General features: G+C 68.6%; 23 protein-coding genes. 20 read left to right on the top strand and 3 right to left on the bottom strand.

The window, feature by feature from the left end:
- Positions 1 to 42: 42 nt before the first annotated feature.
- The 7 genes from J2S53_RS08065 (at position 43) to J2S53_RS08035 (ending at position 7,521) form a co-directional block, all read left to right on the top strand.
- The gene (locus J2S53_RS08065; protein ID WP_456240473.1) at positions 43 to 1,701 is read left to right on the top strand and encodes a putative glycoside hydrolase; all 1,659 of its coding nucleotides are present in this window, start codon (positions 43 to 45) and stop codon (positions 1,699 to 1,701) included.
- A gap of 172 nt (positions 1,702 to 1,873) precedes the next feature.
- On the top strand, positions 1,874 to 2,464 hold the full coding sequence (gene def / locus J2S53_RS08060) for a peptide deformylase (RefSeq protein ID WP_456240472.1): 591 nt from the start codon (positions 1,874 to 1,876) through the stop codon (positions 2,462 to 2,464).
- A 2-nt stretch (positions 2,465 to 2,466) separates the two neighbouring features.
- On the top strand, positions 2,467 to 3,405 hold the full coding sequence (fmt, locus tag J2S53_RS08055) for a methionyl-tRNA formyltransferase (protein ID WP_456240471.1): 939 nt from the start codon (positions 2,467 to 2,469) through the stop codon (positions 3,403 to 3,405).
- Positions 3,402 to 4,823, top strand: coding sequence for an RsmB/NOP family class I SAM-dependent RNA methyltransferase (locus J2S53_RS08050; RefSeq protein ID WP_456240470.1), 1,422 nt, complete (start codon positions 3,402 to 3,404; stop codon positions 4,821 to 4,823). The genes fmt and J2S53_RS08050 overlap by 4 nt, the downstream gene beginning before the upstream one ends.
- Positions 4,824 to 4,868: 45 nt before the next feature.
- Complete coding sequence (locus J2S53_RS08045; protein ID WP_092981581.1) at positions 4,869 to 5,285, top strand: OsmC family protein; 417 nt, start codon at positions 4,869 to 4,871, stop codon at positions 5,283 to 5,285.
- Positions 5,286 to 5,403: 118 nt separating this feature from the next.
- A complete protein-coding gene (locus J2S53_RS08040) occupies positions 5,404 to 5,856 on the top strand; it encodes a nucleoside deaminase (RefSeq protein ID WP_456240469.1) in 453 nt (150 codons plus the stop codon).
- Positions 5,857 to 6,111: 255 nt separating this feature from the next.
- Positions 6,112 to 7,521: an amino acid permease gene (locus J2S53_RS08035; RefSeq protein WP_456240468.1), complete on the top strand. Its 1,410-nt coding sequence runs from the start codon at positions 6,112 to 6,114 to the stop codon at positions 7,519 to 7,521.
- A 102-nt stretch (positions 7,522 to 7,623) separates the two neighbouring features.
- Here J2S53_RS08035 and J2S53_RS08030 read toward each other — a convergent pair whose 3' ends face one another.
- A complete protein-coding gene (locus J2S53_RS08030; protein WP_456240467.1) occupies positions 7,624 to 8,112 on the bottom strand; it encodes a nitroreductase family deazaflavin-dependent oxidoreductase in 489 nt (162 codons plus the stop codon).
- 174 nt (positions 8,113 to 8,286) lie between these two features.
- On the opposite strand from J2S53_RS08030, the gene rpe reads away from it, so the two are divergent.
- The 7 genes from rpe to J2S53_RS07995 all read left to right on the top strand — a co-directional run bounded on the left by rpe (position 8,287) and on the right by J2S53_RS07995 (position 14,427).
- Positions 8,287 to 8,964 (top strand): ribulose-phosphate 3-epimerase, encoded by a 678-nt coding sequence (gene rpe / locus J2S53_RS08025; protein ID WP_456242739.1) that lies wholly within the window; start codon positions 8,287 to 8,289, stop codon positions 8,962 to 8,964.
- Positions 8,961 to 10,001, top strand: coding sequence for a bifunctional diaminohydroxyphosphoribosylaminopyrimidine deaminase/5-amino-6-(5-phosphoribosylamino)uracil reductase RibD (gene ribD / locus J2S53_RS08020; protein ID WP_456240466.1), 1,041 nt, complete (start codon positions 8,961 to 8,963; stop codon positions 9,999 to 10,001). The genes rpe and ribD overlap by 4 nt, the downstream gene beginning before the upstream one ends.
- 143 nt (positions 10,002 to 10,144) lie before the next feature.
- On the top strand, positions 10,145 to 10,795 hold the full coding sequence (locus J2S53_RS08015) for a riboflavin synthase (RefSeq protein ID WP_456240465.1): 651 nt from the start codon (positions 10,145 to 10,147) through the stop codon (positions 10,793 to 10,795).
- The gene (locus J2S53_RS08010; protein WP_456240464.1) at positions 10,792 to 12,117 is read left to right on the top strand and encodes a bifunctional 3,4-dihydroxy-2-butanone-4-phosphate synthase/GTP cyclohydrolase II; all 1,326 of its coding nucleotides are present in this window, start codon (positions 10,792 to 10,794) and stop codon (positions 12,115 to 12,117) included. The genes J2S53_RS08015 and J2S53_RS08010 overlap by 4 nt, the downstream gene beginning before the upstream one ends.
- Positions 12,114 to 12,614, top strand: coding sequence for a 6,7-dimethyl-8-ribityllumazine synthase (gene ribH, locus J2S53_RS08005; protein WP_092927825.1), 501 nt, complete (start codon positions 12,114 to 12,116; stop codon positions 12,612 to 12,614). Before J2S53_RS08010 ends, ribH begins: the two co-directional genes overlap by 4 nt.
- Positions 12,611 to 13,072, top strand: coding sequence for a PH domain-containing protein (locus J2S53_RS08000; protein WP_456240463.1), 462 nt, complete (start codon positions 12,611 to 12,613; stop codon positions 13,070 to 13,072). Before ribH ends, J2S53_RS08000 begins: the two co-directional genes overlap by 4 nt.
- A gap of 329 nt (positions 13,073 to 13,401) precedes the next feature.
- Positions 13,402 to 14,427, top strand: a complete 1,026-nt coding sequence (locus tag J2S53_RS07995) for a dihydroorotate dehydrogenase (protein ID WP_456240462.1) — start codon at positions 13,402 to 13,404, stop codon at positions 14,425 to 14,427.
- 87 nt (positions 14,428 to 14,514) lie between these two features.
- Here the strand turns inward: J2S53_RS07995 and J2S53_RS07990 are convergent, their stop codons facing one another.
- Both J2S53_RS07990 and J2S53_RS07985 read right to left on the bottom strand, forming a co-directional pair.
- Positions 14,515 to 15,054: a hypothetical protein gene (locus J2S53_RS07990; RefSeq protein WP_456240461.1), complete on the bottom strand. Its 540-nt coding sequence runs from the start codon at positions 15,052 to 15,054 to the stop codon at positions 14,515 to 14,517.
- Between the two features lie 531 nt (positions 15,055 to 15,585).
- Complete coding sequence (locus J2S53_RS07985) at positions 15,586 to 16,416, bottom strand: nucleoside-diphosphate sugar epimerase (RefSeq protein WP_456240460.1); 831 nt, start codon at positions 16,414 to 16,416, stop codon at positions 15,586 to 15,588.
- 110 nt (positions 16,417 to 16,526) lie between these two features.
- On the opposite strand from J2S53_RS07985, the gene J2S53_RS07980 reads away from it, so the two are divergent.
- From J2S53_RS07980 to gap, 6 genes are all read left to right on the top strand, one after another.
- On the top strand, positions 16,527 to 16,952 hold the full coding sequence (locus J2S53_RS07980; RefSeq protein WP_456240459.1) for a MarR family winged helix-turn-helix transcriptional regulator: 426 nt from the start codon (positions 16,527 to 16,529) through the stop codon (positions 16,950 to 16,952).
- Between the two features lie 508 nt (positions 16,953 to 17,460).
- Entirely contained in the window at positions 17,461 to 19,797 is a 2,337-nt protein-coding gene (gene uvrC / locus J2S53_RS07975) for an excinuclease ABC subunit UvrC (protein WP_456240458.1), read from the top strand.
- A gap of 3 nt (positions 19,798 to 19,800) precedes the next feature.
- A complete protein-coding gene (gene rapZ / locus J2S53_RS07970; protein WP_092927828.1) occupies positions 19,801 to 20,679 on the top strand; it encodes an RNase adapter RapZ in 879 nt (292 codons plus the stop codon).
- A gap of 226 nt (positions 20,680 to 20,905) precedes the next feature.
- The gene (locus J2S53_RS07965; protein WP_456240457.1) at positions 20,906 to 21,904 is read left to right on the top strand and encodes a gluconeogenesis factor YvcK family protein; all 999 of its coding nucleotides are present in this window, start codon (positions 20,906 to 20,908) and stop codon (positions 21,902 to 21,904) included.
- Positions 21,895 to 22,911, top strand: coding sequence for a DNA-binding protein WhiA (gene whiA, locus J2S53_RS07960; RefSeq protein WP_092627633.1), 1,017 nt, complete (start codon positions 21,895 to 21,897; stop codon positions 22,909 to 22,911). Before J2S53_RS07965 ends, whiA begins: the two co-directional genes overlap by 10 nt.
- 566 nt (positions 22,912 to 23,477) lie before the next feature.
- Positions 23,478 to 24,488, top strand: coding sequence for a type I glyceraldehyde-3-phosphate dehydrogenase (gap, locus tag J2S53_RS07955; RefSeq protein WP_456240456.1), 1,011 nt, complete (start codon positions 23,478 to 23,480; stop codon positions 24,486 to 24,488).
- Positions 24,489 to 24,520: the final 32 nt, after the last annotated feature.

The following is a 24,520-nucleotide window of genomic DNA, read 5'->3' as shown; positions in this document are numbered from 1 at the left end:
CACCGCGTCGGCCTACCGTGGTGGATCAGATGAGGTGACACGATGGTTGATCCGACGCCAGAAGACAGCGAAGAGACCGAGAACTCCGACGCCGGGAACCACGACGAGGATCCGCGATCCGACTCCGCCAAGGGGCGTGGCAGGCGGGCGTCCTGGATGAAGATCGCGCTGACCGTGGGCGGGCTGCTGCTCGTGGTCGGCGGTATCTGGATGGCGAACCTGCTCACCATGCAACGGCCCGAAGTGCGTGGACTGCCCGACCATCCGCTCACCCCGGCGGCGGTCGCCGACGGTGCGATCCGGGTGGAAACCGAGTCCCCGGACGAGGTCAAGGCCGATGTGGACGGAAAATCCGTCTCGGTCCGAGCGCGGGACGGTGCGGCTGTGCTGCGGCCGGATGAGTTGACCGAGGGGTCCCACCGGTTACGGGTGGAAGTCCCCTCCGGAGCGCTGCCCTGGGGCAGGACGCTGCGCGAGAACTTCGAAGTGGACGCCACTCCTCCCGAGATCCTGGTGCCGGAGAAGGTCAGCAGTGAGTCCTTTTCGGATCCGGTTGCCGTTTCCGGTAAGGCGATTGACGCCTCTCGGGTCACCGTCGCCGGGGAACGGGTCTCACTCGACGGTTCCGGAGAATTCAGTCGCGAACTCGGCGACGCCGCGTCGAGCGTGACCGTGAAAGCGACCGACCGGGCGGGCAACACCTCCTCGACAGAGGTCAGGATCGAGGTGGACCACCCCGGTATGCGTGCGGTGCACATGACCGGTCTGGCCTGGTCCAGCGAGCAACTCCGCGAGCCGGTGCTGCGCATGGCCCGCCAGGGGCTCATCGACACCGTGGAGCTGGACATAAAGGACGAGAGCGGGGAGATCCAGTACGACTCCGAGGTGCCGTTGGCCGAACGGATCGGCGCCGACAAGGGATACTTCGACGCCCGTGAGGCCATAGATCGGCTGCACGGGATGGGCGTGCGAGTGGTCGGCAGGCTGGTGGCCTTCAAAGACCCCGTCCTGGCCGAGTCCGCCTGGAAGTCCGGCAACCGCGACCGGGTGGTCCGCACCGCGGCGGGCGGACCCTACAACGGTGGCTACGGTGATTACTCGTTCACCAATTTCGCGAATCCCGCGGTGCGCGACTACAATATCGATATCGCCGTCGAAGCGGCCCGGCTCGGATTCGACGACATTCTTTACGATTACGTGCGCAGGCCGGACGGCGATCGCGGTGGAATGCGTTTCGCCGGGTTGGGAAAAACGCCCTCGGAAAGCATCGCCGGATTCCTGCGAGAGTCCCGCCAACGGCTGCGCGAACACGATGCCTACCTCGGTGCCTCGGTGTTCGGTATTACCGTGACCAGGCCGGAATCGGTGGGACAGAACATTCCGAAGATCGCGGAACACGTCGATTACGTGTCCCCGATGATCTATCCATCGCACTGGGGTCCCGGTGAGTACGATGTCGCCGATCCCAACAACGAACCCTACAAAATCGTGAACCGCTCGCTGCGGGACTGGCTCGGCACCACAGAGGGAACCGGATCCCAGGTGATTCCCTGGTTGCAGGACTTCAGCCTCGGGACGCACTACGGTCCCGGCAAGGTGTCGGCCCAGATCGATGCCACCAAGAACAACGACATCGATTCCTTCCTGCTGTGGTCGCCGACCTGTGACTACACCGCGGCGGCCCTTTCTGCCGGTCCCTGATTCGGGTTTTCCGATCGGGCTGTCCACGGCCGTCGCCGTGGCGAGATCGCGTCCGTCCGGGCGTGCCGAGGGCCGAGCACGGCTCCGGAAGCGCCCGGACGGTTCGGTCCCGTCGAACTCGACGGGTGGTCGTTAGACTGAACCCGGCATCCCACGACCCTGGAGAGCACGTGTGAGCGTCCGGCCGATCCGGCTGTTCGGGGACCCCGTGCTACGCGGGGGCTCCGCCGAGGTCGTCGACTTCGACAGCGGGCTGCGTGCGCTCGTGCGCGATCTCTGGGACACGATGGAGAGCCACGGTGGTGCCGGGCTGGCCGCCCCGCAACTGGGCGAACCGGTTCGGGTGTTCGCCTATCACTGCGCCGGTTACGCCGGACATCTGGTGAACCCCTCACTGCGTCCGCTCGACGAGCAGCCGCGAGTGGGACCCGAGGGGTGTCTGTCCGTCCCGGAGGTCGATCGGCTGTGCCCGCGGTACCGCACCGTGCTCGTTCGGGGCTGGAACATGCACGGCGAACCCGTCGAAGTCGTCGGTTCGGACCTGCTGGCGCGTTGTCTGCAGCACGAGACCGATCATCTCGACGGGTTGGTCTTCCTCGACCGACTCGACGAGAGTTCCGGCGGTCCGGCCCGACACGAACCGGCTCGACACGAACCGGCCCAGCACGATCAGGCTCGGAACGACCGGGGAGATCGTTCGTTCGATCGCGCCCGGCCTGCGACGGAGCAGGACCCCTACTCGTCCTTCGGAGGAGCACACTAGACATGCGCGTGGTATTCGCGGGCACTCCCGAACCAGCCGTGCCCGCACTTCGTCGACTGCTCGACTCGCAGCACGAGGTCGTGGCGGTGGTAACCAGGCCCGACGCTCCCGCCGGACGCGGGCGCAGGCTGGTCCCCTCACCGGTGCGCGAGTGCGCCGAGCAGCACGGTATCGAGGTGCTGACACCCTCGCGGGCCTCGGATCCGGATTTCCTGCGGCGGTTGTCCGAACTGGAGCCCGACTGCTGCCCTGTGGTGGCCTACGGAGCGCTGCTGCGGCAGGAGGCACTCGACATCCCCCGGCACGGCTGGATCAACCTGCACTTCTCGCTGCTGCCCGCCTGGCGCGGCGCGGCGCCGGTGCCCGCCTCGATCAGGTACGGCGACGACGTCACCGGTGCCAGCACGTTCCGGATCGTGCCCGAGCTCGATGCCGGACCGGTGTTCGGCGTGGTCACCGAGGGGGTCGGTTCCGACGACACCGCCGGTTCGCTGCTCGACAGGTTGGCCGTGTCCGGCGCCGAGCTGCTCGTGGCGACCCTCGACGCCGTCGAGGACGGGACCGCGCACGCCGAACCGCAACCGACCGACGGGATCACCTACGCCCCCAAGATCACTTCCGAACAGGCCAAGGTCGATTTCGGGATGCCCGCCCAGGCCGTGGAGCGGGTGATCCGCTCGGTGACCCCTGAACCGGGGGCCTGGGCATGGCTGGCGGAACACCGGCTCAAACTGGGACCGGTTACCGTGGTCGGGGCCGACTCCCCGGAACTGCGTGCGCTGCGACCGGGCGAGCTCCTCGTAGAGCGCAAGCGAGTGCTGGTGGGCACAGCCACCGATCCCGTCCGGCTCGGTGAGGTGCAGGCCATCGGCAAGAAGCGCATGCCCGCCACCGACTGGGCACGCGGTGTGCATATCGAACAAGGAACCGTGCTGAAGTGAACCGCAAGCGTCCTGGCGCCAACTCCCGTCCGAAGAACTCCCGGCCGCCGAACCGGCGCGCCGAGCGTGCGAAACCGCCGACCGACGATCCCGCCCGCACGGCGGCGCTGGAGACACTGCGTGCCGTGCGGGAACGCGACGCCTACGCCAATCTCGTGCTGCCCGGGCTGTTGCGGCAGTACCGGGTCAGCGGCAGGGACGCGGGACTGGCCACCGAACTCGCCTACGGCTCGGCCAGGGCGCGGGGACTGCTGGACGCGGTCATCGCCGAGTGCAGCGATCGCGCGCTGGACGAAGTGGATCCGCTGTTGCTGGACGCCCTTCGGCTCGGCACCTACCAGATGCTGCGTACCCGTATCCCCGGTCACGCGGCAGTCGCGTCGACGGTCGACCTGGTGCGCGGCAATCGTGGTTCCAGACTGGCCGGTTTCGCCAACGCGGTGCTGCGCCGGGTCGGGGAGCGCACGGAGTCGGAGTGGGTCGAACTGCTGGCTCCGGACGTGGAATCCGATCCCGTGGGCCACACGGCGTTCCGCAACGCCCATCCTCGCTGGATCGCGCAGGCGTTCGCCGAGGTGCTGGACGACACCGGTGCGGAACTCGACGCCGCGTTGGCCGCCGACGACGCCCGACCGGCCGTGCACCTGACGGCGCGCCCCGGCGAGATCAGCGCGGACGAGCTGGCCGCGATCACCGGCGGTGATCCCGCGCCCTACTCGCCCTACGGCGTCCATCTCGAAGCCGGTGCGGGCGACCCCGGGGAACTGGAGCCCGTCCAGGAGGGCTTCGCCGCGGTGCAGGACGAGGGCAGCCAGCTCGCGACGTTGGCGCTGACCGGTGTCGAACTGGACGGCCGGGACACCCGGTGGCTGGATCTGTGTGCCGGTCCCGGTGGCAAGGCGAATCTGCTGGGGGCGCTGGTCACCCTGGACGGTGGAGCGCTCGACGCCGTCGAGCAGGCCGAGCACCGTGCCGAACTCGTCAGATCGGCCACGCGGGGGCTGTCGGTGAACGTGCGCGTCGCTGACGGGCGTGCTCCCGGCCTGTCCGGGACCTACGACCGGGTCCTGGTGGACGCGCCCTGCACCGGGCTGGGGGCGCTGCGGCGCAGGCCCGAGGCACGTTGGCGCAGACAGCCCGAGGACGTCGCCGATCTCGTGCGGTTGCAGCGCGAACTGCTGTCCTCCGCTGTGCGCCTCACCAGGTCCGGTGGGGTGGTGGCCTACGTCGTCTGCTCCCCGCATCCGGCGGAGACGAGCGGTGTTGTCTCCGAGGTGGTCGCCGAAACCGGTGTGCGACAACTGGACGCTAGGCCGTTCTTTCCGGAGGTCCCCTCGTTGGGCGATGGGCCGTCCGTGCAGCTGTGGCCGCACCGGCACGGCACCGACGCGATGTTCTGCGCGCTGTTGCGGGTCTGACCGTCTCTCGTATTCGCAGCCGAGCAACCGCTACGGAAGGTGGTTATGTCCTCCAGTCCCGTCGAGGTCACCCGAACAGGTGCGTCCACGTTCACCGCGAGCAACGGTCGCGGCGGCACGGTCGAGATCGCGGCCGGTGGTATGCCGGACGCGTTCACGCCGGGGGAGCTGTTGTTGGCCGCCATCGCCGGCTGCGCCCAACTCACCGGGCAGAACCTGCTGGTGCGGCGACTCGGTGACGACGCGCCGATCACCGCCCGGGCGGAGCGCACGGTCGACGAACAGGATCCCGAGACCTTCGAGTCGGTGGGGGTTTCCTTCGAGGTGGATCTGTCGGCGATCACCGACGAGGCCGAGCGGACGAAACTGGTCGAAGCCGTGCGACGTGCCATCGGGCGTCACTGCACGGTCAGTCGCAGTGTCGAGCGCGGTACTCCGATAACCTTCACGTTGCCGAGCTGATCCGCCGGCGTCCGGCCGTCGATCGCTCCACCGGCCGGATACGGTTGGTGCGCCGGTGTGGTCCCGGCGGGACGACGTTCTTACCCGGGTGCGGAGCGGAAGACGGGCGATGGAGTCAGTGACGAGGTTGGAAGAGTACCGGAGCTGGTTGGCCGCCGCCGTGGAGCAGGCCCGTGCGGGCGAGGCGGCGGGTGGCGTACCGATCGGTGCGGCGTTGGTCGGCGAGCGAGGCGACATCCTGGGGCGCGGCCACAACCGGCGGGTGCAGGACGGTGACCCCACCGCCCACGCGGAGACCACGGCTTTTCGGGCGGCGGGCAGGCACCGGGGGTACGGCGCGACGACGATGGTGACCACTCTCTCGCCGTGCTGGTTCTGCAGTGGGTTGGTGCGGCAGTTCGGGATCGGCCGGGTCGTCATCGGCGAGGCGCGCAACTTCTACGGCGGGCATGAGTGGTTGGCCGAGTGCGGCGTCGAGGTCATCCTGCTCGACGACGGCGAGTGCGTGCGCATGATGGCCGATTTCATCGAACGGTCCCCTCGACTGTGGTACGAGGACGTGGGCAGCTGAGGTCCCATCGAAGTCGGGGTCCCACCGAACCCCTCCCGGCCCGGCGATTTCGCGAGAAATTGACGGCCCCTCGGGGGTACGTGGCTCCGGCCCGCCTCCGCGCGGCGATTTCGCGAGAAATTGACGCCGTGACGCCGTGACGCCGAACCCGAACGGGCAATCCGCATCCAACCGGCGGAACCGTTCGTGGGCTCCCTGCCTTAGATTGTGGACCGTTTGTTCCGCGGTTTCCGGACGATACGGGAGGAAAACGGAGTGCGGCAGCGAGCCGACGAGACCGAGACCGGGTTACGCAGGGATCTCAGCAGTCGACAGGTCGGGATGATCGCCGTTGGGGGAGCGATCGGTACCGGACTGTTCCTCGGCTCCGGGCTGGCGATCTCCATCGCCGGTCCTGCCGTGCTGCTCGCCTACGTGGTGGCCGCGCTGGCCGCGCTGGCGCTGGCCTACGCGCTGGCCGAGATGATGGTGGTACATCCCGAGGCCGGTGGTTTCGGAGCCATCGCGCATCGCTACCTCGGTGGAATGGCCGGATTCGTGCAGCGGTGGATCTACTGGGCCGCGCAGGTGGTCAACATCGGCAGCGAGGTCGTCGCTGCCGGGATCTACTTCCGGTTCTGGTACCCGGAAGTGCCGCTGTGGCTGCCGGTCGTCGCCTTCTCCGTGATCATGCTCGTGGTCAACGCGTCGGCCGTGCGCTACTTCGGCGAGTTCGAGTACTGGTTCGCCATGATCAAGGTGGTCACGATCGTGGTGTTCATCCTGCTCGGCGCCGTCTACATCGTTTTCGGCCTGCCGGGCGAGCCCGCGACCGGTGTGGGCGCGCTCACCGCGCACGGTGGTTTCCTGCCCAACGGCATCGGTGCGGTGTGGCTGGCATTGACCGTGGTCACCTTCTCCTATCTGGGGACCGAGGCCGTCTCGGTGACCGCCTCCGAATCGCGTGACCCCACCCGCGACGTCCCCCGCGCCGCCCGGGGCATGGTGCTGCGGCTCGCGCTGTTCTACGTGCTCGGCATGCTCGTGATCGTGTCCATCCTGCCGTGGAACAGCGCCTCCGGCGGTGACGAGCTGACGCAGAGCCCGTTCGTGCGACTGTTCGAGATAGCCGGGGTTCCCGCCGCGGCGGGCGTGATGAACTTCGTGATCCTGACCGCGGCGCTTTCGGCGATGAACACGAATCTCTACGTCACCGCCCGCATGACCTACTCGCTGGCCCGCGACGGCTACGCGCCCCGCTGGTTCGCCGGACTCAGTAGCCAGGGCACACCCCGTCGGGCGCTGCTGCTCTCGGCGGTCGGGCTGGCGCTGGCAGCCGCGGTGTCGGCGTTCGCGCCGAGTTCGGCGTTTCCGGTGCTGCTGGGAATCGCACTGTTCGGCGCGCTGTTGACCTGGCTGATCATCTTCGCCAGCCAGCTCGTCTTCCGCCGCAAACGTGCCGCGGCAGGCCTGCCGAGTTCGCCGGTGCGGCTGCCCGGAGCCCCGCTCACCACCGTGCTCGCCATGCTCTTCGTGCTCGCGGTGCTGCTGACGACACCGTTCACCGCCCAGTTCGGCATGGCCTGGAAGGCCGGACTGCCCTTCGTGGCGTTGCTGCTGCTGGCCTACTGGTTGATCAGGCGCCGGGAGAGTCGCCGAACCACCGAACAACGCGTGGATGTCTGAATCCCGCCCGGAGACTCGCTCGGCTCGCTCGGGCCGAGCGAGCCGGTCCGGAACACCGGATCGCGAACGGGCTTCGTGACCCCGGTGGTGCGACGCGGTGGTTCAGACCGAGCCGCTGTGGTCGCGCGGGGTGAACGAGATCGCGGGCAGTGTCCGCGCCAGTTCCGCGCGGCCCTCCTCGCTCAGCAGCGGCCAACCGGTCACCCTCGCCAGCACCCGCGCCACGTGGGGATGTCTGCGCACGTAACCGGCCAGCAGGTCGGCGGTTTCGGACTCGTCGAGCACGCGCTGCCGCGGGTACCGGTAGTGCTGTCTGCCGACCCGGATCTCCACGGCGGGTGACCTGGTGATGTTGCGGTACCACTGGGACCTGTCACCCCAGCCGGAGACCACCACCACCTCACCGGAGTCCGGTTGGTGTCGCACCACTTCGAGCACGGTCTCCCGCAGCACGCCGGTGTCGCGACCGCGGTGGACCAGGTACAGGAACCGGTGGCCGAGCAGCCAGCCTAGATCCCTGCGGTACAACCGGACGGGGGCGCGCAGCACCCCGCGCAGCAGCCCGCCGGGGCAGTGTTTCGTGATCGGCACTTCCCGCCTCCGTCCGTTCGGTTTCGCTCGTCGGGAGCGCTCCGCGGTGACTCGGAGAACAGCGCGGTCACCCGGACACTACGTGACTTTCCGGTTCGCGGCCGGTGTCTTCCACCGGGGAGCACCGCCCTCGTCTCACCCGAGGGCTATCATCCGATTGTGTCGAACCAGCCCATGATCGCGCCGTCCATCCTGTCCGCGGATTTCGCAAGGCTCTCCGAGGAGATGGCCGCTGTCGGCGGCCCCGGTCGTGGGGCCGACTGGCTGCACGTCGACGTTATGGACGCACACTTCGTTCCCAACCTCACACTCGGCCTGCCGGTTGTCGAGTCGCTGTTGCGCAGTACCGACACCCCGCTCGACTGCCACCTCATGATCGACGCCCCCGATCGCTGGGCACCCGGTTACGCCGAGGCCGGTGCGCACAACGTCACCGTGCATGCCGAAGCCGCCGAGGACCCGGTGGCGCTGGCCAAGAACCTTCGCGCCGCCGGTGCCAAGGCCGGGCTGTCCGTCAAACCCGACACCCCGCTGGAGTCCTACACCGACGTGCTCAAACACTACGACACCTTGCTGGTGATGTCGGTGGAACCGGGATTCGGCGGCCAGAAGTTCATCGAGCGGGTACTCGAGAAGGTCCGCGCGGCGCGCCGCATGGTCGACACCGGCCACCTCAATCTGCTCGTCGAGATCGACGGCGGCATCAACAGCGACACGATCGAACAGGCGGCTGAGGCGGGCGTGGACTGCTTCGTGGCCGGTTCGGCCGTATACGGGGCCGAGGATCCAGTCCGTGCGGTCGAGGGACTGCGTGCCCGGGCGCTGGACACCTCCGCGCACGGTTCCGCATGAGCGGTTCGGACTGGTCCCGTGACCCGGTGGTCCTCGACGCCATGCGTCGGGCCGCCGAGCTCGGGCAACGCGTACTCGGCAGCACCAGCCCCAACCCCGCGGTGGGCTGCGTGGTGCTGGACCGCCACGGGCACGTCGCCGGCACCGGGGCGACTCGCCCCGCCGGTCGGGAGCACGCCGAGGTCCTGGCGCTGCGAGAGGCCGGTGAGGCCGCCGTCGGTGGCACGGCCGTGGTCACGCTGGAGCCGTGCGTCCACACCGGCAGGACCGGGGCCTGCGCGGTGGCGCTGCGGGAAGCGGGCGTAGCCAGGGTGGCCTACGCGGTGGCCGACCCCAATCCGGCCGCTTCCGGTGGTGCCGCCCTGCTCCGCGAGGCCGGGGTGGACGTCGTCGGCGGCATCGACGAGCAGGAGGTCGCCACCGGGGCGCTGCGCCCCTGGCTGCACGCCACGCGAACCGGCCTTCCCCACGTGACCTGGAAGTACGCCGCGAGCCTCGACGGTCGTTCGGCCGCTTCCGACGGCACGAGCCAGTGGATAAGCTCCGAGCCCTCGCGCGCCGAGGTGCACCGCATCCGGGCACACCGCGACGCCGTGCTCGTCGGTACCGGCACCGTGTTGGCCGATGATCCCCGGCTGACCGCCAGGGACGAGCGTGGTGTCCCGCTGCCGGAACAACCGCTGCGGGTGGTCGTGGGTGATCGCGATCTCCCGGAGTCGGCCAAGGTTTTCGACGACTCCGCCCCCACGATCCGGCTCCCCGGTGGCGATCCGGATCACGTGCTGCGCTCGCTGGCCGAGCGGGGAGTGACCGCGGTACTGCTGGAGGGCGGTCCGACCCTGGCGGGTGCGTTCCTGGCGGCCGGACGGATCCATCTCGTAGAGGCCTTCGTGGCGCCGGCCCTGCTCGGGTCGGGCAGCGCCGCGCTCGGCGACGCGGGAGTGGCGAGTATCTCGCAGGCGTGGCGCTTTCACTTCGAACGGGTCAGGATGTGCGGGCGGGACGTGTGGATCAGCGCTGTTCCGTCCGAGGGCTAAAGTGGGGGCAGCGAACGCGGTTCGTTACGTCGTACGGGTAATGACTTCTCGCTCGGAACACGTTGGGTACGGTTACCTCGCGGGAGAACTCCCGACCGACGTCCCCCGAACGGCCGATTGGAACGCCCAAAGGAGGGTGCCACGTGTTCACCGGGATCGTGGAGGAACTCGGGGAGCTCGTCGCGGTCGAGCGATCCTCCGACGGCGCCCGACTCTCGCTGGCAGCCTCGGTGGTTACCGGTGACTCCTCGCCGGGCGATTCCATCGCCGTCAACGGAGTCTGCCTGACCGTGGTTCGGCTGACCGAGGACGGATTCGACGTCGACGTCGTCGACGAAACCCTGCGCCGTTCCACCCTGGGGGAGCTCGTCGCGGGCGACCGCGTGAACCTGGAACGTGCCATGGCGCTCGGCGATCGGCTCGGCGGGCACATCGTGCAGGGGCACGTCGACGACACCGCGACCCTCCTCGCGGCCGACGCCGACGGTCGCACCGAGTTCTCACTCCCGCCCCACCTGGCGCACTACCTGGTGGAGAAGGGCTCCATCACCGTGGACGGGATCTCGTTGACGGTGGCAGGTCTCACCGAGGGCGGTTTCAGCGTGGCCCTGATCCCCACCACCCGGGAAGTGACCACACTGGGGCTGCGCTCACCCGGCGATCGGGTCAACATCGAAGTCGACGCGCTCGCCAAACACGTGGAGCGGCTGATGGCCCCACAACTCGACCGGCTCACCCGCACGGGAGCACCGCGTGCGGCGGACAATGGTGACAGTAGGGAGCAGGCGCGGTGAGTTCGAAGGATTCCGTCCCGGACGGCCCCCCGGACAGCAGGGACGCCGAGCAGGTCGGCAACACGACTTTCGCCGATATCGAGCGGGCACTGGCCGACATCGCCGCGGGCAGGCCGGTGGTCGTGGTCGACGACGAGGACCGGGAGAACGAGGGTGACCTGATCTTCGCCGCGGAGCTGGCCAGCCCGGAGCTGCTCGCGTTCATGGTCCGCTACACCTCGGGATACGTCTGCGCCGCGCTGACCGGCGAGGACTGCGACCGCCTCAACCTGCCGCCGATGTACCACGCCAACCAGGACCTGCACGGTACCGCCTACACCGTCACCGTGGACGCCGCCTCCGGCGTGGGCACCGGCATATCGGCCTCCGACCGCGCCCACACCATCAACGTGCTGGCCGCGCCCGACTCCACGGCCGAGGACCTCAACCGGCCTGGGCACGTGGTGCCGCTGCGCGCTCGTGAGGGCGGGGTGCTGCGCCGCTCCGGCCACACCGAGGCCGCCGTCGACCTCGCACGACTGGCCGGGCTGCGGCCCGCCGGGGTGCTCTGCGAGATCGTCAGCGAAAAGGCCGAGGGCGAGATGGCCCAACGCGACGAGCTGGAGGTCTTCGCCGCCGACCACGAACTCGCGCTGATCACCATCGCCGACCTCATCGCCTACCGCAGGCGGTTCGAGAAGCAGGTGCAGCTGGTCGCCGAGGCACGCATCCCCACCGCGCACGGCACTTTCCGGACCTTCGGCTACGACAGCCTGCTGGACGGGATCGAGCACCTGGCGCTGGTGTACGGCGACATCGGCGACGGCGAGGACCTGCTGGTGCGCGTGCACTCCGAGTGCCTGACCGGTGACGTGCTCGGTTCGATGCGCTGCGACTGCGGTCCGCAGCTCGACGCCGCGTTGGCAAGGGTGGCAGAGGCGGGCCGGGGCGTGGTGCTCTACATGCGCGGCCACGAGGGCAGGGGCATCGGCCTGATGCACAAGCTGCAGGCGTACCAGCTGCAGGACGCGGGAGCCGACACCGTCGACGCGAACCTGGCGCTGGGCATGGCCGTGGACGGCCGTGACTACGGGCAGGGGGCCCAGATCCTGGCCGATCTCGGTGTCCGATCGATGCGGCTGCTGACCAACAATCCGGACAAGCGGGTCGGGCTGGAAAGCTACGGCCTGCGTATCGTCGGCCGCGAGCCGCTTCCCATCCGCCCCAACGCGGAGAACCTGCGCTATCTGCGCACCAAGCGGGACAGGATGGGACACGAACTGCAGTACCTGGATGAGGGGGAGGACTCCTCGATCGGCGGTGGCTCGGAGGTGACGGCATGAGCGGGGAAGGACGACCGCAGGTCTCGGTGCCGCACGCGCCCGACCTGCGAGTGGCGATCGTGGCCATTCGCTGGCACGCGGACATCGCCGAGCAGATGTTGCGACGTGCCCTGGAGGCGGCCGAACAGGCCGGCACCGCGGAGCCGAGAGTGGTTCGGGTGCCGGGCTCGATGGAACTTCCGGTGGTCTGCCAGCAGCTCACCCACGCCTACGACGCCGTGGTGGCGCTCGGAGTGGTGATTCGCGGTGGAACTCCGCACTTCGACTACGTGTGCGAGTCGGTGACCTCGGGGCTGACCCGGGTCACCCTTGATGAGTCCACCGCTGTCGGAAACGGTGTGCTGACCGTGGACAGTCGTGAACAGGCGACGCTGCGCGCCGGGTTCGACGATTCGATCGAGGACAAGGGGTTCGAGGCCACCGCGGCCGCGCTGGAGACCGCGCTGGTGCTGCGTGGGCTCCGCGGCGACTACAGCAGCGAGCGAGGCTTCCTGTGAGCGCCTCGACCGGTACCGACGGTTTCGTGCAGGTGCGCCCCAAGCGGGTGCGCAACGTGGCCGTGCCCGCGGCTGTCGTGGTGTTCGTGGTCTGCGGGGTGGCCGCGGTGATGCTGCGCAGAACCTCGAACGGGTTGCTGCTGACGGTCTCCGACCAGGTGGCCATGGTCGGCATCGGCGCGGTGTTGGCCGGGCTCATCCTGCTGTCGATCCGGCCGCGGCTGCGTGCCGACGAGAACGGCGTGGAAGTGCGCAACTCGATCCTGACCCGCCGCTACTCCTGGTCCGATGTGCGGGGAGTGAGCTTTCCCGAAGGGGCCAACTGCGCGCGGCTGGAACTGCCCGACGACGAGTACGAATCCATCTCGGCGATCCAGTCCTTCGACGGTGAGCACGCGGTCCGCGCCATGCGAGACCTCCGCGCCCTGCGGCGCGAGATCGGCCACATCGATGGGTGATTACTCCCCGTCCGGCCCGTAGGGGGTCGGGTGGCGGAACCTCTCGCACGGCTCTCGCTGCGGTTCCCCCCGACATCGGGTAGTTACTACACAACGTCGGGGGCGTCCTCGCGAGAGCCGCACGGGAGAACCCGTGAGTGCGGTGGGTGGTGTCGGCGCTTTCGCGCCGAGGAACGGTGCGCGACCTGGCGTTGCCGGAGCCGGGGCACACCGACAACTTGAACGGGAAATCCCTGTACACCCACCGCGTGTGCCGCCGCTCGCCGATGCGCGAGAATGAGCACGGTGACATCGAATCGGTCATCGCGCACACGGTGAGGGGAGAGATCGTGAGCTTGGCTCAGGAGCGCAACCTGCGGTTGGTCCGTGCCGACGAGACGGCGGGGCCGCACGTCCGGCTCGGGGACATCCGACTCCGCAACCGGTTGGTGACCTCTTCGAGCATACTCGGCTACGGCGTGGCCAATTCCAAGCTCATCCCCTACGGCATGAGCCCTGTCTCGCAGTTCGTGCCGCTGGACCGGTTCGGCGCCATAACCACCCGCACGGTCACCGTCGAGCCCCGCGAGGGGCACTTCACCACCCGCGACGTCTGGCCGCTGCGGGAACTGCCCGGTCTGCTGAAGCGCTACGGCAGGGCGCTGCAGCGGGTCGACGGCGGCTGGCTCAACGCCTTCGGCTGGTGCAACGTGGGAATCGACTCCTACCTGCGGGACTACTATCCGCGAACTCGCGGGCAGAACACGATCATCTCGGTCGGGGGATTCTCCACCGAGGAGTTCACCACGTTGGTGGATAAGATCAACAATGCCGTCCCGGCGGGCGACATCGCGGCTGTGGAGTTCAACGTCTCCTGTCACAACGTCAACTTCGACTTCAACGCGATCATCGAGTCGGTACTGGCCGAGGCGGTGCCGCGCAGCAACCACCCGGTGATCCTCAAGCTCTCCCCGGACTACGACTACCTGCAGCACGCCCGGCTGGCCGCGCGGCACGGAGTGTCGGCGCTGACCGCCATCAACACCGTCAAGGGGCTGCGGCTGGATCCGGAGACCGGGAATCCGCTGCTGGCCAACGGTTTCGGCGGGCTCTCCGGACGGGCGATCAAACCGGTCGGGCTGCGGGTGGTCTCGGAGCTGCGCGATGCCGGTGTGACCCTGCCGATCATCGCCACCGGCGGCATCCGCAGCTTCGACGACTGCCGGGAGTACTTCTGGGCCGGTGCCGACGCGGTGAGCCTCGGCAGTGCCGGTTGGTTCGCCAGTTACCCGGGCTACGCGCTGTCCCCGCTGTACGCGCTGCGCATCAGGGCGCTGCTGCGGCGGATCGAGAACTACCGTCCACCGCGCCGGTGAGTTTCCGAGGTAACCGGAGTGCCGGGTGAGTCGGGTGGGGTGTAGGTCGCTGCGGGGCACCACAGCGCGAGGTGCCCGCCCACTCCCTCAGAGCTTGATTTCGATTCCCGACCACCGCTCGTCGTAGACGATGTGTATCTCCTGGTCGTACCGGCCGATTTCCGGCCACCGGATTTCGTTGCAGTAGTGCTTCCTCGGGTTCCACGAGTGCGATCCGGGGCCGTTCTCGGCGATGTCGAGGAAGTACGTGCTCAGCTCTCGGAAAAGCGGGGCGTTCCCGGTGAGTAGCAGCGTTTCCGCGTGTACGTGCTGCCGCAGCGGGTATCGCTTTATCCAGTGGAATTCGAAGGGCTCACTCCCGAACTCCGGAGCATCGCTCGCGGGGATTTCTGCCGTCTCCGGCGTGCCGTCGTCCAACCGGGCACGCACCTCCTTCCATCGCGAAGGGCGGAACTGCAGGCTGTGATGCAGCAACAGCAGGTCCAGCGGCCTTTCCGCTGTGCTGTACGGGCACTCCTCCTGCCGGAAGCATTCCGGCTCGCACCTCGCCGAGGCCGGTGATCGGCTGTTTCGCAGCGGGAGGTGCACCAGCGATCGCGGTGATCGCGCGGCCAGCAGCCAGGCCACCCCGATCCGGTGGGCGGCGCGGGCGTCGAGCCGGATGTCGGGGTCTGGGGAAGCGGCGTGAGAAGTTGATCCGGTGGAACTGGCCCGATCTGCTGCGTGTGGCCGGCTCGCTGTCCATAGGGGCGATGAGGGCCTCGGAACTGATGCGTATCACCCGAGGCGCCGCATCCACACCCAAAGTCCCGCCACGCGCTGGCTCGGAGGAGCTTTCACGGCAAACGCGGCCAGCTGTATGACCCCTGTCGGAAAGGCCAGGAGAACCAGCTCGGCGCGCTCGGGCCGGTGCTGAACACGGTCGTGCTCGTCGAGCACCGTCTATCTCGACGCAGTTTCGCACGTCCAGTTTGCACGGGATCGTGACGTACCGTCGACGGTCCTTCGAACAGGAACAGCCGCTCGGCGATCTCGTTGTCGGACAGACCTTGGGCCCAGGAGGGTGGTGCCTCACGTTCACGGGTCGGCACGGTCGGCGATCTTCGGGCCGGAAGAGGGCCGGGTACGCATCGGTCAGTCCACGGCGTCTTCGATGGGCTACGCTCCCAGCTCGACGCGATGCTCCGCCAGGAACTCGTGAAACGAGCGGGCCGGCCGCCCTGTGACTCGTTCCACGCCGTCGGTGACGGCGTATACCCCGGCCTGTACCCGCTCGTACGTCGTGGCGAACTCCCAGCGCTCGAAGCCGTCGACGCCGGCCACGGCGTCCTCGATCGTTACCTCGAGGTGTTCGATGGGTCGTTCCAGCACCTCGGACAGGGCCGCGGCGGTCTGGGGCAGGGTGAGGGCCTGGCGCCCGGACAGTTCGTGGACCGTGCCGGCGAGCCCGTCGTCGAGCAGGGCTCGTTCGGCGACGGCTGCGATGTCACGGGTGTCGATCCAGGCCAGGGCGGCGCCGCCTGCCGGGAACGGCAGTCGCCCGACGGCCACGTCGGCGCGCAGATAGCGATCGTCGGTAAAGACCTGGGCGAACCAGCCCGGGCGGAGGATCGACCAGCTGCGGCCGCTTTCACGGACCGCCCGCTCGACCTCGGGCGCCCAAGTGCCGGGCGCGAACGAGTCGGCGTTCTGCTCCGAGAGCAGCACGACACGGGTGTGCGCCGCCGTCTTCCGCAGCAGATCGGCCACGAGTTGGGGCGCGTCCTCGCGATCGGGGCGGACGACGTAGATGGCGTCGACACCGTCGGTGGCTGCCGGCCAGCCGTCCTGGTCGTCCCACGAGAACGCCGTCGGGCGTACGCCGGGGAGGTCGACGGACGACGGGTCAGAGCTGCCGCCGAGCACCTCGACGTCGTCGTGAGCGGTGAGTAGCCGGGCGAGCGGAGCACCGGTCTTACCGCGGACGCCGGTGATGAGGACACGGGGCATGGTGGGACTCCCTGGTGCTTGAGCGAATAAAGGAACAACCGTGTCCATGTAAGCATCAAAGCATGAGGGAATCAAGCATCTTGCGTGATTGAATCAAGTACCCTGACGTAGTGGCGCTTGAGGACCAGCTTTACGACTTCGTGTACGCCTACGAGGCGGCGTTCGAGCGCGCCGCCCACCCCGCCGGACTCAGTGGACCGCAGGCATGCCTATTGGTACAGCTCAGGCGGGAGAGCCGCACGATGGGTGAGCTCGCGGTCGAGCTCGTCTGCGACGCGTCCAACGTCTCCCAGATGGTGGCTCGTCTTGAGTCGCGTTGTCTGGTTGTCCGGCAGCCCGACCCCGACGATCGCCGCACCCGCCGGGTGTCGATCACCGAAGCCGGTGTCGAGGTCATCCGGGACATCGAGGGGCGGTTCAGCCTGCCGTCCGAGGGGGTCGCCCGGCTGACCGAGGCCGAGTGCGAGCAGCTGTCGACGCTGCTGGCGAAGGCGTTCGGACCGTCTCGCGTCGACGCCGATCCCGTGGGCGGCTGAGCCTTAGGATAACCAGCCCATCCTTCTGGGATGCGCCGATAACGTGCGCGTTGGTCGACTGAGGGTCACGCGTCTGCTCTTCCTTCCTGGGCGGGGCAGTGTTCAGGACTGCCTCCTCACCCTCCCAAGAGTGGGCCGCCCTCGATCCAGGTTCGTGGGTCTCGACCGTCACGGCTCGTCCGAGAGCGGACCCCCCGAGACAGCGCCCCCGGGCCGACACGGACACGAGACGAAGTCACGAGCTGGCGTTCCTCTGACCAGGGCTGTCTCAGTAACCCAGTATGGTGACTCTCTGAGAGGGAGGTGGGTAGGCAACCGTCACGCTGCCGAGCATGTCCGGCGCTCTGGTCGGCTACGCCCGCTGCTCCACCGACGGACAAGAACTCACCGCCCAACGCGGTAAGGCGCCGACTCACGTGCCGGCCAACCGACCACGCGGCACGAGTACCGCTGTGGATTCTCCTACCGGCTTGGTCAAGAGGGTGGTGAGCGCACGTAGGCTGGGGGCGTGGCCGATCCGTCCACCTACCGACCAGCTCCCGGAACCATCCCGGACTCCCCGGGTGTGTACCGCTTCCACGACGGCGATGGCCGCGTGATCTACGTCGGCAAGGCGAAGAGTCTGCGCAGCAGGCTCTCCAACTACTTCGCCGATCTCTCCGCGCTGCATCCGCGCACCCGCCAGATGGTGACCACCGCCACCGGGGTGCACTGGACCGTGGTCAACACCGAGGTGGAGGCGCTGCAGCTGGAGTACTCCTGGATCAAGGAGTTCGACCCCCGCTTCAACGTCCGTTACCGCGACGACAAGTCCTACCCGGTGCTGGCGGTCACGCTGCACGAGGAGTTCCCCCGGCTGCACGTCTACCGCGGTCCCCGGCGCAAGGGCGTGCGCTACTTCGGGCCCTACGCGCACGCCTGGGCGATCCGCGACACCCTCGACACGCTGCTGCGGGTGTTTCCCGCCCGCACCTGCTCCAACAACGTGTTCAAGCGCCACGCCCAGATGGGCAGGCCCTGCCTGCTCGGCTACATCGACAAGTGCTCGGCTCCCTGCGTGGGCAGGGTGGAGGCCGATGAGCACCGCCGCATCGTGGACGAGTTCTGCGATTTCCTGTCCGGCCGCACCGACGCGATCACGCGCAGGCTGCGGGAGCGGATGGAGCAGGCATCCGAGCAGCTGGACTTCGAGCGTGCCGCCAGGCTGCGCGACGACCTGGAGGCGTTGCGCCGTGCGATGGAGAAGCAGGCCGTGGTGCTCGGGGACGGCACCGACGCCGATGTGGCGGCCTTCGCCGAGGACGAGCTCGCCGCCGCGGTGCAGGTCTTCCACGTGCGTGGCGGTCGGGTGCGCGGCCAGCGCGGCTGGGTCATCGACAAGGCGGAGCGCACCGAGACTCCCGAGTTGGTCGAACAGTTCCTCACCCAGTTCTACGGCGAGCAGGCCGCGCTGGCCGACCAGGCGGACGCGGGCGGGACCCCGGTGCCCCGCGAGGTGCTGGTCCCCGAGCTGCCGGAGGACTCCGAGGCGGTGGCGCAGTGGCTCGGCAGGCTGCGCGGCAGCAAGGTCGGACTGCGCGTCCCGCAGCGGGGTGACAAGCGAACGTTGTTGGAGACGGTGCGCGCCAACGCGCAGGAGGCGTTCAAGCAGTACAAGTTGCGCAGGGCGGGTGACATCAGCGCCCGATCGGCCGCGTTGCAGGAGCTGCAGGAGTCGCTCGGGCTGGACAGCGCGCCGCTGCGGATCGAGTGCGTGGACGTCAGCCACGTGCAGGGCAGCGATGTGGTCGCCTCACTGGTCGTCTTCGAGGACGGGGTGGCGCGCAAGTCCGAGTACCGTCGGTTCTCCGTGCGGGGTGGCGGAGACGGCGGGGACACCGCCGCCATGGCCGAGGTGGTTCGGCGCAGGTTCAACCGGTACCTGCGCGAGACCGGCGCCGAACAGTCCGAGCAGGGGCCCGGCTCCGCGGCGGAGGCCGTGGACGCGGGCCCTGTCGCGGACGCCGGCTCTCTCCCGGGCACCGGCTCGGTCGAGGCGAGCGACGGTGCCCAGGCCGGTCACGGCATCGGGGAGAGCGACGGCACGGGGGAGAGCGAGGAGCTCGATTCCGCCGGGAGCGAGCAGCCACCGGGAGTGGATTCCGAGACCGGCAGGCCGCGCAAGTTCGCCTACCCGCCCAACCTGCTGGTGGTCGACGGTGGGGCGCCGCAGGTCAACGCCGCCGCCGACGAGCTGGCCGAGCTCGGTATCACCGATGTCGCCGTCATCGGACTGGCCAAACGCCTGGAGGAGGTGTGGCTGCCCGCCGAACCGGAGCCGCTGGTCCTCTCCCGCACCAGCGAGGCGCTCTACCTGCTGCAGCGGGTCCGGGACGAGGCGCACCGCTTCGCGGTCGCCTACCACCGCAAGCAGCGCTCCAAGCGGATGACCGACTCCGAGCTGGACGCCGTGCCGGGGTTGGGGCAGGTCAAGAAGAAGGCGTTGCTCAAGCACTTCGGCTCGCTGCGCAAGATCCGGGCTGCCACGATCGAGGAGATCAGCGCCGTACCGGGTTTCGGCAGGCGAACGGCCGAGGCGGTGCACGGCGCGTTGTCCGGTGCGGCGGGGACCGGAGCCGCGTCGGACGCGGCGGGGGCGGATGTAGCGGGATCGGATGTATCGGGGGCCGAAACCGCGGTGAACGAAGCCACCGGAACCGGGTCCACGGGGAAGGTGGACGAGTCGTCGGATCTCGACGGCTCACAGGGAAGGAACATTTCCAGCACCGTCGCGGAACCGACGGACGGCGTCCGGAGATCCGGATCGGACGCCACGAGGGACGGCGACGGTACCGCAGGGGGTTGAACAGTGACCGAAGAACACGGCGGCATCGAGGTGGCGGTCGTCAGCGGCTTGTCCGGGGCGGGCCGCAGCACCGCCGCGAAGTGCCTGGAGGATCTGGGCTGGTTCGTGGTGGACAACCTGCCACCCGAACTGATCTCGACCATGGTCGAACTCGGTGCGCGTTCCAGCGACGCCATAACCCGGGTGGCCGTGGTCATGGACGTCCGCAGCCGGGCGTTCACCGAGGATCTCGGTTCGGTGATCAAGGATCTCGACGCGCGGGGCTACAAGCCGAAAGTGCTGTTCCTCGAAGCCACCGACGAGGTGCTGGTCCGCCGGTTCGAACAGGTCCGGCGCGGTCATCCGCTGCAGGGTCAGGGCAGACTCGCCGACGGCATCGCCGCCGAGCGTTCGCTGCTGTCCAAGCTCCGTGCCGAGGCCGATCTCGTGCTGGACACCACGGGGTTGTCGGTGCACCAGCTGCGGACCAAGATCGAGGACGCGTTCGGCACCGAGGCGGGGACCAGAACGCAGGTGACCGTGCTGTCCTTCGGTTACAAGTACGGCCTGCCGATGGACGCCGATCTGGTCATGGATTGCCGGTTCCTGCCCAACCCGTTCTGGATACCGGAGTTGCGTGAGTTCAACGGCAACGACGACGAGGTGCGCAACTACGTGCTGGGGCAGGAGGGGGCCGAGGAGTTCCTCGACAACTACCAGCGGTTGTTGCGGCTGGTGGGGACCGGCTACCAGCGCGAGGGCAAGCGCTACCTGACCCTGGCGATGGGCTGCACCGGCGGCAAGCACCGCAGCGTGGTGCTCACCGAGGAGCTGGCCCGACGACTTTCCGACGACGACGGGATGACCGTCAAGACGGTGCACCGTGATCTGGGACGCGAGTGAGCGTCCCACCGCGGTCGCCTCCCGGCTTCCCGGCCCGTTCGGGGCCGGGGACGTTTCGGGGATCGCCACGTCCCGGGCGATGAGCACGTCACACCTCACTGTCTCGTGTGTAGCTGTCTCGTGTGTCGCCCGATCGTGACCCGTGGTGAAGTGCTCGGCGTGGCCCGCGAACCCGGCGCGCTACCGGGTTCCCGATCGGTCCGCCCGAGTTTGTGAAGGGAGCAGCGTGGAGACCAGTGATACGACCACGTGGCCGGATCGGCCGCGAGCCGTCGCCCTCGGGGGAGGACGGGGGCTGCAGGTGAGCCTCGCCGCGTTGCGGCGGATAACCACCGACATCACTGCCGTGGTGACCGTCGCCGATGACGGTGGTTCCTCGGGAAGGTTGCGTCGTGAGCTCGGCATGCTGCCACCGGGTGATCTCCGCAAGGCGCTGTCGGCGCTGGCGGCCGACTCGGGGACGGGTCACACCTGGGCGCGGCTGTTCGAGCACCGCTTCGGTGGCAACGGCGCGCTGGCGGGGCACGCGGTCGGCAATCTGCTGTTCGCGGGGTTGTTGGACGTGCTGGGCGATCCGATAGCAGTGCTGGACGAGGCGTGCCGACTGCTGGATGTCCAGGGGCGCGTGCTGCCCATGTCCGCGGAGCCGTTGGACATGGAGGCGGATGTCACCGGGTTGGACGAGGATCTCACCGCGGTGCGCACGATCCGGGGGCAGGTGGCCATCGCCAGTACTCCGGGCCGGGTACGCCGGGTGCGGCTCAACGCGGTCAACGGGCAGCCGCACGAACCGCGTGCCGCTCCCGAGGCGGTTCGTGCGGTGCTGGACGCCGACGTGGTGCTGCTGGGACCCGGTTCCTGGTTCACCAGCGTGCTGCCGCACCTGCTGGTTCCCGAGCTGCGCGACGCCTTGGTCAACACTTCTGCTCAGCGGATCGTGGTACTCAATCTTGTCCCGCAACCGGGTGAAACAGCGGACTTCTCACCGGAACAACATCTGGACGTGATCTCCGAACACGAGCCAAAACTGCGGGTAGACGCGGTATTGGCCGATTCGGAAGCGGTACCGACGCCCGATCGGCTTCGTGCTGCGGCAACCGGACTTGGTGCGCAGACTTTGCTTGATCGAGTCGCTGCCGCACCCGGTTCGGCGAAACACGAACCGGATGCTCTCGCGGCGAGTCTGAAAGCCGCACTGGAGAGGAGGACGGACCGGTGGCTATGACCGCGGCGGTCAAAGACGAACTGAGCAGGTTGCCGACGACCAAGGCGTGCTGCCGCAGAGCCGAGGTGTCCTCGCTGCTGCGTTTCGCGGGCGGGCTGCACCTCGTCGGCGGGCGTGTGGTGGTGGAGGCCGAACTCGACTCCGGCTCCACCGCGCGCAGGTTGCGGCGCGAGCTGCACGAGCTCTACGGCTATCACTCCGATGTGCACGTGATCACCTCCGGTGGACTCCGCAAGGGAACCCGCTACGTGGTGCGTGTCGTTCGCGACGGTGAAGGACTGGCCCGGCAGACCGGGTTGCTCGACCCGCGCGGCCGCCCGGTGCGGGGACTGCCCTCGCACGTGGTCTCGGGCGGCGTGTGCGACGCGGAGTCCGCCTGGCGGGGTGCGTTCCTGGCGCACGGCTCGCTGACCGAGCCCGGCCGCTCCTCGGCGATGGAGGTCACCTGCCCCGGCCCGGAGGCCGCGTTGGCACTGGTCGGGGCGGCCCGTCGACTCGAGGTCCAGGCGCGCTCCCGCGAGGTGCGCGGCACCGACCGGGTCGTGGTCCGCGACGGCGACGCCATCGGGGCGCTGCTCACCCGACTCGGCGCGCACAACAGCGTGATGACCTGGGAGGAGCGGCGAGTGCGCCGCGAGGTGCGCGCCACGGCCAACCGACTGGCCAATTTCGACGACGCCAACCTGCGGCGCTCCGCGCGTGCCGCCGTGGCCTCGGCCGCGCGGGTGGAACGCGGCCTGGAGCTGCTCGGCAGCTCCGTTCCGGAACACCTGATGGTGGCGGGCAGGCTCCGGCTCGCGCACCGGCAGGCGTCGTTGGAGGAGCTCGGTCAGCTCGCCGATCCGCCGATGACCAAGGACGCCGTGGCCGGTCGGATCCGGCGACTGCTGGCGATGGCCGACAAACGGGCCAGGGAGCTGAACCTGCCCGACACCGAGTCGGCGGTGACCACCGAACTTTTGGAGTCCGGTGTGGACGGAATGCTGCGCGAGGAACAGCACGACTGACCGCGGTCGTTCGAGTCCGTCCGCTCCGAGAGTGCCGAGCGCGGTGATAACTCGGCCGAGGCGGCAGTGGGATAGGGGTGCTGCGAGACCGGAGAGCTACCGACAGGAGAGCGGCACCGAAGAGCTCGTCGATCGACTCCCGCGGCCGGTGAACCCTCTATTCGCCGGCCGCGATTCGTCGGAGTTCGGTTTCGTCCGCGCGAAGTCACGTCGTATGATGCTTTCGGGTGAGTACCGGTGGTGCGGGTGCTTTCCGGTACGGTTTTTCGTCACCCGTGGAAGTGATTTTCCACCGATGTTTGTGAATCGTTACAGTCGTGTTTCCCATCGGTTCCGTCCGGATCGGCCCGTCCCGTGGAGTGGGAAATTCGATGTCGGGCGGCCGTTCGTCCCGGGGTGACTCCGCGGCCCGTCGGCCCGCGAGCCGATGAGTGGCGCGGCGACGCCGTGGTGTGGCGTCTCCCGAGTTCGTAACCGGGGCGAGTCGGGCGATAGGGTCGATGACGAGTCCATATGACCGCCACCTGCCGACGACTCGGCAGGGTAAGTCGCGAGGAGAGATCGGCGTGACCGTTCGCGTAGGTATCAATGGCTTCGGCCGGATCGGACGCAACTTCTGGCGTGCGGCAGTTGCCAGCAAGCACGATATCGAGGTCGTGGCCGCCAATGACCTGGGCGACGTCGCAACCATGGCGCACCTGCTCAAGTACGACAGCGTGCTCGGCCAGGTCCCCGAAGAGGTCAGCGTGACCGACGAGGGGATCAGGGTCGGCGGCAAGACCATCAAGATCCTCGCCGAGAAGGATCCGGGCAAGCTGCCGTGGGGGGACCTCGGTGTCGACGTCGTGGTCGAGTCCACCGGACTGTTCACCCAGGCCGAGCAGGCCCGCAAGCACGTGGACGAGGGCGGCGCGAAGAAGGTCATCGTCTCGGCCCCGGCCAAGGGCGAGGACCTCACCGTCGTGCTCGGTGTGAACGACGACTCCTACGACGGCACCCAGACCGTGCTGTCCAACGCCTCGTGCACCACCAACTGCCTGGCCCCGATGGCGAAGGTCCTCAACGACAGCTTCGGCATCGAGCAGGGCATGATGACCACGGTGCACGCCTACACCGCCGACCAGAACCTGCAGGACGGTCCGCACAAGGATCTGCGCAGGGCGCGCGCGGCGGCCGTCAACGTGATCCCCACCAGCACCGGTGCGGCCAAGGCGATCGGCCTGGTGCTGCCCGAGCTCAACGGCAAGCTCGACGGTTACGCCATGCGCGTGCCGGTCCCGACCGGTTCGGTCACCGACCTGACCGCCAGCCTCAAGACCAACCCCACCGAGGAGCAGGTCAACGAGGCTTTCAAGGCGGCGGCCGCCGACGGCCAGCTCAAGGGCATCCTCCGCTACAGCGAGGACCCGATCGTGTCCAGCGACATCGAGGGCGACCCCGCCTCGACGATCTTCGACGCCCCGCTGACCAAGGTCATCGGCAACGAGGTCAAGATCGTCGGCTGGTACGACAACGAGTGGGGCTACTCCAACCGCCTGGTCGATCTGGCCGACCTCGTGGGTTCCAAGCTCTCCTGATCTCCAATCGGCCCCCGGGCGACCCGCCCGGG

This window comes from Actinopolyspora lacussalsi, assembly GCA_030803735.1.
Lineage (GTDB): Bacteria > Actinomycetota > Actinomycetes > Mycobacteriales > Pseudonocardiaceae > Actinopolyspora > Actinopolyspora lacussalsi.
The sequence above is the reverse complement of the archived record's forward strand: the minus strand, read 5'-3'. Positions and strand labels throughout refer to the sequence as shown.

What these genes read in the sequence shown, in the direction of transcription:
- J2S53_RS08045 (WP_092981581.1), top strand. Translation starts at nt 4,869, where the DNA reads ATGTCCTCCAGTCCCGTCGAGGTCACCCGAACAGGTGCGTCCACGTTC.
- J2S53_RS07985 (WP_456240460.1), bottom strand. Translation starts at nt 16,416, where the DNA reads ATGCCCCGTGTCCTCATCACCGGCGTCCGCGGTAAGACCGGTGCTCCG.
- ribH (WP_092927825.1), top strand. Translation starts at nt 12,114, where the DNA reads ATGAGCGGGGAAGGACGACCGCAGGTCTCGGTGCCGCACGCGCCCGAC.
- rpe (WP_456242739.1), top strand. Translation starts at nt 8,287, where the DNA reads ATGATCGCGCCGTCCATCCTGTCCGCGGATTTCGCAAGGCTCTCCGAG.
- J2S53_RS08065 (WP_456240473.1), top strand. Translation starts at nt 43, where the DNA reads ATGGTTGATCCGACGCCAGAAGACAGCGAAGAGACCGAGAACTCCGAC.
- ribD (WP_456240466.1), top strand. Translation starts at nt 8,961, where the DNA reads ATGAGCGGTTCGGACTGGTCCCGTGACCCGGTGGTCCTCGACGCCATG.
- fmt (WP_456240471.1), top strand. Translation starts at nt 2,467, where the DNA reads ATGCGCGTGGTATTCGCGGGCACTCCCGAACCAGCCGTGCCCGCACTT.